8 protein-coding genes are annotated in these 12,201 nt (G+C 36.7%); 2 read left to right on the forward strand and 6 right to left on the reverse strand.

Annotation, left to right across the window (positions count from 1 at the left end; translation table 11 throughout):
• Nucleotides 1-10: 10 nt before the first annotated feature.
• Genes FLUTA_RS10170 through FLUTA_RS10180 form a run of 3 tightly spaced genes read right to left on the reverse strand, consistent with a single transcriptional unit; the run spans nt 11 to nt 5,771 of the window.
• Nucleotides 11-1,333 carry a lysophospholipid acyltransferase family protein gene (locus FLUTA_RS10170; protein WP_013686789.1) on the reverse strand — a complete coding sequence of 441 codons (1,323 nt, stop codon included), beginning with the start codon at nt 1,331-1,333 and terminating at the stop codon, nt 11-13.
• Between the two features lie 47 nt (nt 1,334-1,380).
• Entirely contained in the window at nt 1,381-2,427 is a 1,047-nt protein-coding gene (locus FLUTA_RS10175; protein WP_013686790.1) for a PorP/SprF family type IX secretion system membrane protein, read from the reverse strand.
• An 11-nt stretch (nt 2,428-2,438) separates the two neighbouring features.
• On the reverse strand, nt 2,439-5,771 hold the full coding sequence (locus FLUTA_RS10180; RefSeq protein ID WP_013686791.1) for an HYR domain-containing protein: 3,333 nt from the start codon (nt 5,769-5,771) through the stop codon (nt 2,439-2,441).
• A gap of 128 nt (nt 5,772-5,899) precedes the next feature.
• Between FLUTA_RS10180 and purE the strand changes: the two genes are divergently transcribed.
• Nucleotides 5,900-6,388 (forward strand): 5-(carboxyamino)imidazole ribonucleotide mutase, encoded by a 489-nt coding sequence (gene purE / locus FLUTA_RS10185; protein ID WP_013686792.1) that lies wholly within the window; start codon nt 5,900-5,902, stop codon nt 6,386-6,388.
• An 18-nt stretch (nt 6,389-6,406) separates the two neighbouring features.
• On the opposite strand, the gene FLUTA_RS10190 is transcribed toward purE, so the two are convergent.
• The 3 genes from FLUTA_RS10190 to FLUTA_RS10200 all read right to left on the reverse strand — a co-directional run bounded on the left by FLUTA_RS10190 (nt 6,407) and on the right by FLUTA_RS10200 (nt 10,449).
• Nucleotides 6,407-7,126 carry a hypothetical protein gene (locus FLUTA_RS10190; RefSeq protein ID WP_013686793.1) on the reverse strand — a complete coding sequence of 240 codons (720 nt, stop codon included), beginning with the start codon at nt 7,124-7,126 and terminating at the stop codon, nt 6,407-6,409.
• An 81-nt stretch (nt 7,127-7,207) separates the two neighbouring features.
• Nucleotides 7,208-9,046, reverse strand: coding sequence for a T9SS type A sorting domain-containing protein (locus FLUTA_RS10195; protein WP_169312080.1), 1,839 nt, complete (start codon nt 9,044-9,046; stop codon nt 7,208-7,210).
• Between the two features lie 113 nt (nt 9,047-9,159).
• Nucleotides 9,160-10,449 carry an exo-beta-N-acetylmuramidase NamZ family protein gene (locus FLUTA_RS10200; RefSeq protein WP_071841681.1) on the reverse strand — a complete coding sequence of 430 codons (1,290 nt, stop codon included), beginning with the start codon at nt 10,447-10,449 and terminating at the stop codon, nt 9,160-9,162.
• Here FLUTA_RS10200 and FLUTA_RS20775 point away from each other — a divergent pair.
• Nucleotides 10,430-12,157, forward strand: coding sequence for an ABC transporter permease (locus FLUTA_RS20775; RefSeq protein ID WP_013686796.1), 1,728 nt, complete (start codon nt 10,430-10,432; stop codon nt 12,155-12,157). The two genes, FLUTA_RS10200 and FLUTA_RS20775, sit on opposite strands and share 20 nt — an antisense overlap.
• The last annotated feature ends 44 nt before the right edge of the window (nt 12,158-12,201 follow it).

Below are 12,201 nucleotides of genomic sequence, written 5' to 3' on the forward strand. Positions count from 1 at the left end.
TTCTTATTGATTACGCAAGTGGGATTAATTCATGGATTCTTTTTTCTAAATCGGCTCTTTTTGCTTCAAACTTTGATAAATCCACAGATTTCATTTTTCGTTTGAGTGCAATTTCTTTGATTTGAAGGGTAAATTCATAACTCAATCTCCATAAAATTGGAATTAAGAAGAAATACAGTACTCCAAACGACCAATGTGGAAGAAATCTTTTTGTGAGAAAAATAATTAGCGGTATGTTGTATATACAACCAAGTAATTTTCCAAGCATCATTTTTACTGAGCCCCAAAAAACGGGTCGTTTCATCATTTTCTCTGTTACTTTTTTAGCAAGGATATAAGGAATGAATCCATGAAAAAATCCAATAAGTGCAAAAGGCCAAACGAGAATTAAGAATAACCAATTATTGGAGGTGCTTAGAAACTCAGGGTGTTTTTTAGCAAGTACAAAACGATCTTGGATTTTCATTTTTTGCTCCAAGTTGAAATATGAATCTAGATCCTTTTGTAGGGATTTAATTTCGGTACTTTCATCTGTTACATGTTGGTTAATCCAAGTGCCAAGATCTTTCGCATATTGCCAGCGTTTTAATAATGGAATAGAATGATCGTGATTTTCGTTGTTGTACCCTTTTCGGGTAATCTGCATGACGTTTTCTAGCAACGAGTAATTCGAAGGATCAGCCACATAAATAATACAATCTTGCATTTGTTGTTCAACCAATCTCGTTACTTCATTGATAATTCTACTAGGACTCTCTAAATAAGCTTCTTTGTAGTCATTTAAACAAATTTTAGCCCCGTTATCTAACACCAATTCTGAGCCTATTTTATTTCGATCGGAATAGCTAATTCCAATTCCTGAAATGTATATTTTTTTTCTCCATTCAATGGATTCAAGAGCTCCAAAACCCATTCTGACAGAACCTTTTTTAATAGGTTTTAGCCCTCTAATAGGTACGTCATCTGTAAATCCTTCTCCAAAAATCAAGATGTTACGACGATTCCGTAATGCCCAGTTTACTTTGTTGAAAACATCTGTATTTTTTCCCTTTGTATTTGCTCCATCTTGCTGACGGTAAATTGGTAGCATATGTGCCGCCCACAAAATGGGTTTCAACCACCAAACAAATACATCCGATCGGGTCATGAAATGAACAATTGGTCTGTTCAATACACCAATCACCAATGGATCCATGAAAGAATTTGAGTGATTGCTGACATAAATCGTACTACCATAAAACTCTTTGTGCTTATTCACCACAATAATCCGTTTGTAGAATAATCGAAATGATAAGTTTAATGAGATTTTGAGTAAAAAATAAATCGGACGCATTTCTTGAACCTTTTTTACAAAATTAGCAATACCTGAAAAACTGACATTTAATCTTCTGTCTTTGTTTCTTCAGGAATTGGGTTTTCTTTTTCATCTTGCTTTAGCTCCTGTTTGGTATTTCTGCGGTGTCCAAAAATAAACCCAAGTCGAATTTCATGGGATGTATTTCCAAACTGTTCAGTAACTCCGTTGCCGAACTCAAATGAATATGAAACGTTGAATCGAGCCAATAAATTGATTCCAAAACCTACTCCAATGGAAGATTGACGTCTGTAAGATAAACTCACCCAACCCATACGCATATAATGTAAACGCATCGCTAAATCGTAACTTACGGGTGCATGCTTCACTGATTTGAATTGAACGATTGGCTCTAATCCGAACTTTTTACCTAGATCAAAGCGATAACTTGCCAATACAAACAAATGGGGTTGAAAAGTGCTTCCAGTTGTCACATCACTTAAGCGTGTTTTATTGTTGAATAACTGACTTCCGCTTAAACTGATTAATAATCGATCACTGTAAACCACCAATCCTGCTTGTGCATCCACGTAATTTTGACGTGCAGAAATTCCAATGTAATTGGTATAAGCATTGTCATTTGAATTGCCTAAAATCACTTTTGAATTGTCAATTCCAAAATTTGACCAACCAATGCCTAATCCAAGTCCAGCGCTAAATTTTTGAGATAAGGGAATGTGAACCCCAAAGTTTCCTTTGACATTCGTTCGTGTGAAGGGGCCAATGACATCATTGATAAACGTTAAGCCAGCAACTTGCTTGTATCCAATTGTTCTTTGCGGAGTGCTATAGAATGTTTGACCAATTGAGCTTAACTCATGAAGCAAGGTTTTTGTGCGTTTCTTTTTGAAGCGAATCATACTTTGAATTCCTGCAAAAGTGGTCATTGGTCTTCCATCAATTCCAGCGTATTGGATGCGGTTTCCAATTACTACTTCAGCTACACTCATCATTCCGCCCGCAGCTGGATTGATTAAGAATGGGGAAGAAGCTGTTTGCGTAAATTGAATGTCTTGTTGTCCGAATGCTAATCCTGCAACTGCAATAAATGAAGTAAGTACTAATTTTTTCATATCTATTGGGATTAACGGATAATACTAATTGAACCTTTAAAAGGCTTAAAATCATTGTTGGGAGAAACTATTTCATAGAAATAAGTTCCAAGCGGTAAATCGTCTCCTTTATAAGTTCCATCCCAAGGTTCTGAATACCCGGTAGATTGAAACACTTTCGCTCCCCAACGATTGATAATGGTTACTTCACAATCTGGGTATGTTTCATATAAATTTGGAATGATGAATTGATCATTCGACCCATCATGATTTGGAGTAAATACGGTTGGAATATTGAAACTTGCGTCATCACAAGCATTCAATATGATATGTAAAGTATCTTGAGTAGCTCCACAAAAATCGTGATGGAGTTTGTAAAGTAAAATTAATTCACCTGGCGCAGCAGCAGTTAAGGATGTATTGGCTGTGTATTTACTAGTTAGAGTTCCAGAGCCACCAATCTCAATCCAATAAGTTGCTTGATCTAATCCTGCTTGAATTCCTTGGATATTGAAAGGCAATTGTGTCAGACACAAAGTAGTATCATGTGTGAGTACTTCAGCTCTAATTGGAGCGTAAATAATTGCGCTATCCACTGTGCTTTGACAGCCACTGGTGTTGATTGTCCAATAAATGGTATGATATCCATTTGGAATAGATAGAATGGTGGAAACAGGCGCATGAATATTGTTGAAAGTTATTCCAGCATTACTCGACCAAGTTCCTTGACCAATAGCAGGATTGTTTCCTTGAATAATGTAGTTTGTTGTTGCACAAGCATACATGGAATCTTGAAGAGCTGCCTGAGATGGAGGCATGTTTACGATTATTTGAACGGTATCTCTTCTTGTTCCACATGTTGGAGAAGTCACAACCCATTCAACTGTGTTTGACCCAGCAGAAAGATTTTGAATAGTTGTTTGAAGCGCGTTTGGATTTGTAAGTGTACCAGTTCCTGTTAGCACATTCCAAGATCCAGTTCCTGATTGAATAGCTTGTGCTTGAATACTGGTTGTGTAAGTATCACAAAGATAAATTAAGCTATTTGGGATAAATGCAGTGTCAGGATATGGAAGAACTTGAACCGTAAACGAACACGATGAAGTATTCCCCGATGAATCTTCAATTTGATACGTTTGTGTGGTTGTTCCAATAGGGAAGATACTTCCTGAAGAAACTCCTGATAAATCTGTTTGAGTGATTTTAAAGAAACAATTATCCGTTCCTATTGGGTTGGTGTAATTGACAAGTGGATTACACACTGACATATTCCCAGGACAAGTAATTGATGGAGTGCTCGTTTCAATAATGGTGAAACTAGTTGTACATGACGCACTATTTCCAGCTAAATCGGTTGCTGTAATTGTAACGATGTGTGTTCCTGAAACAAGATTTGTTCCAACTGCTGGTATTTGTGTTAAACTATATCCGGTGCAATTGTCTGTAACAGTTGCAAGAGCAGTTAAATCGGTAATAAGTCCAAAGCAAGAGACGCCATTGTTTATAGATTGAGCTGGTGGACAAGTAATTGTTGGGTTAATAGATTCAATCGGAATAGCTTGGGTAATACAAGTTCCGATATTACCAGCAGTATCGGTATACGAAATAACGATTCCAACTGGGTTTGTAATAACGGTTCCAGCTATTGGGTTTTGCGAAACTAGAAGTAAATTGGAAGGAGCACAGTTTTCAACAGCACTGTGTGTTCCTGCTAAATTGGGAACAGTCATTGAACAAGTTCCTGAAATAGCCAAAATAGTATCGTTCAAACAAGTTACAACTGGAGCTAAAGTATCAATTGCAGTAACAAGGATAGAACAACTTCCAATGTTTCCATTCAAATCAACGGCGGTCATTAAAACAGTGATGGTGTCCGAGAACAATAAATTTGCAGGTTTGTTTTGCGCAAATACAAGTAAATTACTTGCCGTACAATTATCTGTTGCAGAAACCAATGGAACTAAATTTCCGACCATCGCCAAACATTGATTGTTAACTGGCGCTGTAATTCCGGTAGGACAATTGACAACTGGCAAGGTTAAGTCTTGCACTGTCAGCGTGAATTGACAAACTTGCGCATTTCCTTGCTGATCAATGGCTTGAATAGTGATACTGTGTGGTCCAACCGGTAAGCTGTTACCAATCGCAGGACTTTGATTCAACAGAAACGTCGTAGAGCAATTATCTGTAACAGTTGCTTGAGTAGTGAATGTCCCAATATCGTATGTGCAGCCATTGTTTGTGGAAACAGTTTGATTTGCTGGACAAGTTATTTGTGGAGAAATCGTATCAAAAAGGAGCATGTGTGTAAAACAACCACCTACATTTCCAGAAAGGTCTGTCACCGTTACAAATACGTTTTGAGTAGCAGAGATAATTGTTCCCGCCGCTGGAGTTTGATTGAAAATTAACGAATTGGCTGGTGTACAGAATTCTATTACAGAAACCGTTGGAATCAAATTTGGCACAGCTGCATTACAAGCCGCAGTTGCATACACTGAATCCAATGGAATACATGTTACTTTTGGTGTAATGGTGTCTATAACGGTTAATGTAAAACTGCAATTTGTTGAATTTCCGGAAGGATCTATTGCTTGTAAAGTGATTAAAGTATTTGCATTGACAGTTGTTCCAATTGCGGGTGTTTGAATGGTAGAAACAATTCCACAAGCGTCATTAACAGTTGCTAGAGTTCCATAATCTAAAAGTGGAAATTCACAGTATTGATCGGAATACACAGCGCTTGGGGAAGGACAAGTAATAGTGGGTGAAACAATATCAGAAGATGTTCCTTGTATGCGGAAATTATCGATTGCCGGGGCTTTATTTCCAATATTGGAATCGTTGTAATTAAATCGGAAACCTATCCAGAAAATGGTATTGTCAAAACTTCCTGGGAGCAATTGACTAAATGGGGAATACGTAGCATTGGCAACTAGTTGAGAAGAAGCAGACGACCAAGTCAATCCATTATCTGTACTGATGACTAATTCTAGGTAATCAATTCCACTTTCTCCTTCTATTTGAATATCGCCTAGAACGGTTATTGCAGTGAAACAACTAGCATTCACTTCGCGGTAAACGATTGCCGTTTCGGATCCTGATGCAGTATTTGCATAGCCATAATGAGTTATTCCACTTGGTGTACAATCATTGGTTGAACCTCCCGATGTGATATATAGTGCAGAGCTACCTCCGTTATTCGTACAGTTGCCCTGGATCCAGTTGTTTGGACCAGAGTTGCTCACGGTGTTCCAGGTGAAAGTTCCTTCAAAATTATCGGTTACAAAGGTGGTTTGAGCAAAGAAGTAGGTGTGCCCCAATATTAAAAAAGCACAAAGACTAGTAAGTATAGATCTATTCATAGTTTTACTTGGCGAATCCCAAAACTAACAGAAAATTCAATAAAAATGGGAGGAATTACTCCACAATGCGCGAATAGTTTTCAACGATTGTCTAATATTCGTTAGATTTGCAAACAAAATTGAAACAAATGGTTGGAATTATCATGGGCAGCACTTCAGACCTGCCAATTATGCAAGATGCTGCTGATATTTTAAAGGAGTTTGGAATTCCTTTTGAATTAACCATTGTTTCGGCTCACAGAACTCCAGAACGGATGTTCGAGTATGCAAAAACGGCTTCCGAAAGGGGTCTTCAAGTGATTATTGCTGGAGCAGGTGGAGCAGCGCATTTACCTGGAATGACAGCGAGTTTAACACCACTTCCTGTTATTGGGGTTCCTATCAAATCAAGTAATTCAATCGATGGTTGGGACAGTTTGTTATCCATTGTTCAAATGCCAAATGGAATTCCGGTAGCTACAGTTGCTATAAACGCAGCTAAAAATGCTGGAATTTTGGCTGCAAAAATCTTAGGAGCAACCAATCCTGAATTACAAAAAAAATTGCTTACATACATGGAAACGATGAAAGAAACCGTTTTGGAAGGCGCGAAGAAAGTGGAGCAATCGAGTAAGTAATTCTATCCAATTTTACCATCACCACAAATTCAAGAGCGCTTGGATGAGGAGGTAGAATGCCCAAATAATTAATCCAAAACAGATAATAGCATTTAGCACAAAAATAGCTATTGTAAGTCCTTTTCCAGAATAATCGTCTGGATATGATGTAACATTTTTCAAGGAAATTCCAGAGATAATGAGACCTGCAATTGCGAACATTGCTAAAATGGCAATGTATAAAAAATCAAAAAGAAGATTGGAGAAAAGCAAAATAAATCCTGCAACAATCAATGTGATAAAAAATCCCAATGCGACCCAAGTTAGTGTGTCAACTGGTGGTTTTTGTTGTTTTTTCGGTTCATTTACTAATTGTTTTTTGGCGGTAATTTCCTTTTTCAGAATCTGAATGGGTTTGAAAGATAGTGAGCTACTTTTTCTAAGCGTTAGATTTTTAGTAGAAGTTTCCTCTTTTGGAGAGGGTTTTAATGTTCGGTCACCAATTGAATCAGATTTTGGAATGAATGGTTCTATTTGATGTTCAATTAAGAGAAAGTTTACTGAGTTATTCGGTTCGATTTGGCTAGTTAATTCCCGTTGATCGTCACTTTCCTTTTTCTCTGAAAAGTGTTGTTTCCATTCAATGTGATAACCCGATCCAAAATGCCGTTTTGTGATTGTACATGAACCTAGAATTGCAATCAATAATAATCCCAAAAGGATTGAAGTTTGGGTTGATTTCAGAGTAGGCATTTTCATTGTAGTCAATTTCTACAAATGTAGGTCAATGGTTTGAAAGACTTGTTGCGATTTTCCGTACTTGATTCTTTAGTAGTAAATCTAATTCTTTACAAAACGAATGGTTGAATTGTAGTTCTGGGCGTTTTGAATGCTCAAGAAATAGACTCCACTACTCAAATTTTCCACATTTATAGTAGGGTTTGAGGTTTCAGCTGTTCTCCAAGTTTTTCCTTGCGCATCAGTAATTTGATAGTTGAAAAATTTTCCAATTGAAATTCCATGAATAGAGATTGAATGTGTACTTGGATTTGGATAAACAACTAAATTTGTTGTCGAAGACAGTTCGTCTGCTCCCAAAATTAAAGTTGATTTTGCAAGGTGAGAAAAATTCGTTTCGTATCCTTCAGTAAATTCTCCAGAAACAACTAAATCACCGTTATTTGTTAGTATTGCAGAGTGAACAGGTTTATTGAACCAACCTGCGGAAGTTACTACTCCTTCAGAGATGGAATAATTAAATGCTCCTTTTCCCATAATGAACCCAAACCCTCCCTCTATAGCTTGTAAATTACCAACTAATACCAATCTATTCATATCATTTGTATGGTGTTCTATATCATAGATTCTTAATGGATCAGCACCAGACCAAAGTTGGATGAGTGTAAGTGCAGTTCCATTCGTTAATTGAGATAATAATACATTACTGTGCCCAGCCAAATTTATTGCAGCTCCTCCAACAAAAATGTTACTTCCAATTATTTTCGTGGTAAAAACGGTGTCAGGAGTATTCGAAGGGTATACTTGCCATCCCAGTCCGTTGGTTGAACTGATTACATTTTTTGAATTTAAAATATAAGGGGTATTTGCATTGATAATGGCCTGATTAAATTTCCCGCCAAAAACATACTTTGAATATTCAACATCAATACTGTAGATAGGGCCATCAGTTGAACAAGTCAGATACCAATTTGTACCATTATTGTGCAGTAATTCAAAAGTTCCTGTTTCAGTCTTAATAGAAATATATCGATCAAGATTGTAACTATCTGCTGCATTGATTTCACAATTACTTTTACCTGGAATAGCGACAAACTCCCAATCCAAACTTACTTCATTCCAAATTGCAATTGGGTAACTCACGCCCAGATGGTCAAATTTTCCATATACAGTAATTTCATTTTGTCCAGTTCTTTCAATTTCATTCACTATTCCATCTATCCCAACTCCCAAGCAAGACAAATTTCCATTCACATATTGTCCAACATTCAAACAAGGAAGATTGTCTAATTGAGTAAATTTACCCGCAATTACAAATTTATTCTCATCTCCGTTAATTTTAGTAATTGTACCATTAGCACCATTTCCAATAGCGTAATAAGTCGTGTTATCAGGATATGTAGGTTGTATCAATGCTAATTCATTTAACTCAAACCCATTTTTTTCTGCCCAAGCAAGTAATTCTTTCGATTGAATTTCTTTTACGTAAGCGTAATTCTGTGTTTCAGATATTTCTTGTGCAATGTTTCCAAAACCAGATGCCTTAAGTAGAAAACCAACTGCACAATGCGTTCCTAAATGGTCTATGAAATAGGGTTGTCTGTTCGAATGATGTAAATTAATCGGAAAGACTTTCTCAAGAGCGTAGTTATGTAGAATATCTAATAATGCAGTTCTGTTTTGAATTTGCTCTTGCGAATAATGTTCGTTTTCCGAATTTCTCAACATTTTTTCAACTTGCAATAAGTGAAATTGAATACGATCTAAGTCATTCTCAAACGAAATTTTTTCATTAAAAATGGACAAATTAAATTTTACCCATTCTTTGTTTACTTCCGTTAAATGATCAAAAATTTTAGATGTCTCTATTGGTGAAAGATTACTGAATGCTGACGTGTTCAACACAACAAAAATGGCAACTATTGATAGTAATTGTTTCATAAATAGTAATTCATTGGTTACTGGCCAAACAAACATACAACATATTAAAACACCAAACAAGTGTGAATACATTGAAGTTATATTTCGGAAAATCATGTTTTGATAGATTTTATCTATCTGTAAATCAAATACTTTTTACGCGTTTTTAAAAACGATTCAATCCCCAATTTCCAGGTTTCTTTGATTTCCTTTGCGCTTAAACCAGCTTTTAATTGAGCACGTAGAGTCGCTGTTCCGGCTAAGCGATCAAAGAAGTTTCGTTGATTGATAAAGTCAATGCTATCTCCCAATTGATCGCGCGCATTGATGATCCAATTCAAATTGATTTCATACATGCGCTTGTTTTGGCTGGCTCTTAAATCGTAGCCATTACACGTGCGGTTTTGCCAAAGTGGATCTTTCGCACCTGTTGTTGGCATGGGTACAAAGGTAAATCCGGTGTTTCTAAAACTGGGGTGGCCGTACTGTTCAAAGGGACGTTCAGTTCCTCTTCCAATACTCACAGTTGTTGCTTCAAATAAACACAAACTGGGGTACAAATTAATAGCTAAGTCTGTTCGCAAATTTGGTGAAGGAGGAATGGCTATTTCAAATTTGGTTTTGTGTGTGTAATTGCGGCAAGGAACAATGTACATTTGACAAGTAACATCGTTGTGCAACCAAAATTCACCATTCACCATCAAAGCATATTCACCAATGGTCATTCCGTAAACAATAGGCACTGGATGCATTCCAATAAAGGATGTTTGATCTTTTTCTAAAATTGGTCCATCAACGTAATGAGCATTCGGATTCGGGCGATCCAAAACAATCAATGCTTTATTATTTTCAGCACATGCTTCCATGACATAATGCAAGGTAGAAATATAGGTGTAGAAGCGCACTCCTACATCTTGGATGTCAAATAAAACGATGTCAATATCCCATAATTGGTCTGCACGTGGTTTTTTGTTGTTTCCGTACAACGAAACAATGGGTAATCCGGTTACAGGATCTTGGTGACTCCAAACCTTTTCACCAGCATCTGCAGTTCCTCTAAATCCATGCTCAGGTGCAAATACTTTCCGAATGTTGATTCCCAAAGCAAGTAAAGTATCCACTAAATGCATTGATCCGAGAGAAGAAGATTGATTGGCAACAATGGCAACTCTTTTTCCGCGCAAGGAATCTAAGTATAGGTGCATTCGCGCATTTCCTAGCTGTAAATCCGGGATTTTTTCAGTCCCGTAAGCATCGTATTTGATTTCATCATCAATGGGTTGAATAACTGGATATTCTTTTTCTTTGGTATTCGGAGTAGTTTCAACTGTTTTGGAAGTTATTGGTTTTGTAGCGCAGGAAACTGTGAAAAGCAAAATAATACTTTTCAACGCCAAAAGCTTTATGTACTTTCGTATCCGCATGGGCAATAATTGGAATGTTATATTTTTCATAGCTAAAAAACTTCAACGCAAACAGGCCGTTGTAGACGAATCTTTGCAAGGAACTAAAAGGGCTGCAAAGCCAATTACACGAATTGCTGTTTTGAGCATTTCTCTTGCAATGGTTGTAAATATCGTCACAATTGCTGTTGTTGAAGGATTCCAACAAGAAGTGAGCCGCAAAGTTATAGGTTTTGGTTCACATATCTCCATTCAAAAAGAAGGAGAAATTTCTTTGAGAGAATCTGAACCGCTCATGCGTAATCCAACGTTCGAAAAATTACTTCGAAAAATTAACGGCGTAACCCATGTTCAATCAGTTGCTTACAAGCCTGCTCTTATTCAATCGAGAGGAAATGTAGCCCAAAAAGAGATCCTTGGAGTTGTTTTAAAAGGTGTTGATAAAAATTACGATTGGTCTTTTTTTAAATCCTATTTGAAAGAAGGGAAATTACCCACATTTAAAGAACGAGCTTCAACCGAGGTGCTTATTTCCAAGCGTATTGCCAATGATTTGCATTATAAATTGGGAGATACCATCAATGCTTATTTTGTGAAGCAACGCCCAATTCAACGCCAGTTTCACATTGTTGGAATTTACGAAACGGGCTTGGAAGATTTCGACAAAGAATTGGTTTTTTGTTATCTGCCACAGGTTCAGCAATTGAATGATTGGGGAATTACCTCTGAAATTTTAATTGATGATACACTTTCGCCGTATGGTGAGTTAATCATTCGCGCACAAGTTTCAGGTGGAAATGGAAATTACCGATTCGATTGGGGAGAAGGCTATGAAAAGTATGCGGGGTTTTCTATTTGTCCTACAAAAGACACAACGATTCGATTGATTGTTTCCGATTATTGGACATTCATGGACGAACCTGCTGGAAGTTTAGATGCAAGAGATGGAGAAACGACTATTCCTGATACTACTTATTTGAAAATCAAGGTTCGTGGCGATAAAATGGCTTTTTGTAATTTCAAAGTGGACTCTGAACAAAAATTGGTTCGAAAGTTCCTAGATCAAGAAGGATATCATTATCAATTAAATGGTGGTCAAAAAACACTAGATGTGGAATCTTTCCCTGGAAAAGGATCATTTAGTGAATACATTGGGTCTTATGAATTGAGTGTAAAAGATTTTTCAGACATTGAAAATCAAAAATTCAAGATCCGAAAAGTGGTTGCTTATAACCCCGATTTTCAACAACAAGTAAAGGTTAATAGCATCAAAGACAATCAACGTGATTTGTTTGTTTGGTTGAGTTTTCTGGATATAAATTTGGCTATTGTACTAATTCTCATGTTGGTTATTGGAATCGTAAATATGGGTTCTGCTTTGCTCGTTTTAATCTTGGTGAGAACCAACTTTATAGGGGTTTTAAAGGCAATGGGGGGCAATAATGGATTTGTTCGAAAGATCTTTTTGGTTCATATTGGTCAATTAATTTTAAAGGGAATGATTTGGGGGAATGTAGTTGGAATTGGACTTTGCTGGTTGCAATATCAGTTTCATATCATTCCATTAGATCCGAAAGTTTATTACTTAAATACGGTTCCAATTGAGTTTAGCTTATTGAAAATTGGGGTGTTGAATTGCATTACTTTGGGAGTGTGTTTGATTGCTTTATTTGTTCCATCACTTTTGATTAGTCGAATAAATCCAGCTAAATCTATCCGATTTAAATAAGCCGTTTAATAGATAATTCAACCATTTCCAGATAAAAGAATACG

Origin of the sequence: Fluviicola taffensis DSM 16823 (assembly GCF_000194605.1) — a bacterium.
Lineage (GTDB): Bacteria > Bacteroidota > Bacteroidia > Flavobacteriales_D > Crocinitomicaceae > Fluviicola > Fluviicola taffensis.

What these genes read in the sequence shown, in the direction of transcription:
- FLUTA_RS10170 (WP_013686789.1), bottom strand. Translation starts at nt 1,333, where the DNA reads ATGCGTCCGATTTATTTTTTACTCAAAATCTCATTAAACTTATCATTT.
- FLUTA_RS10175 (WP_013686790.1), bottom strand. Translation starts at nt 2,427, where the DNA reads ATGAAAAAATTAGTACTTACTTCATTTATTGCAGTTGCAGGATTAGCA.
- FLUTA_RS10180 (WP_013686791.1), bottom strand. Translation starts at nt 5,771, where the DNA reads ATGAATAGATCTATACTTACTAGTCTTTGTGCTTTTTTAATATTGGGG.
- purE (WP_013686792.1), top strand. Translation starts at nt 5,900, where the DNA reads ATGGTTGGAATTATCATGGGCAGCACTTCAGACCTGCCAATTATGCAA.
- FLUTA_RS10190 (WP_013686793.1), bottom strand. Translation starts at nt 7,126, where the DNA reads ATGAAAATGCCTACTCTGAAATCAACCCAAACTTCAATCCTTTTGGGA.
- FLUTA_RS10195 (WP_169312080.1), bottom strand. Translation starts at nt 9,046, where the DNA reads ATGAAACAATTACTATCAATAGTTGCCATTTTTGTTGTGTTGAACACG.
- FLUTA_RS20775 (WP_013686796.1), top strand. Translation starts at nt 10,430, where the DNA reads ATGTACTTTCGTATCCGCATGGGCAATAATTGGAATGTTATATTTTTC.
- FLUTA_RS10200 (WP_071841681.1), bottom strand. Translation starts at nt 10,449, where the DNA reads ATGCGGATACGAAAGTACATAAAGCTTTTGGCGTTGAAAAGTATTATT.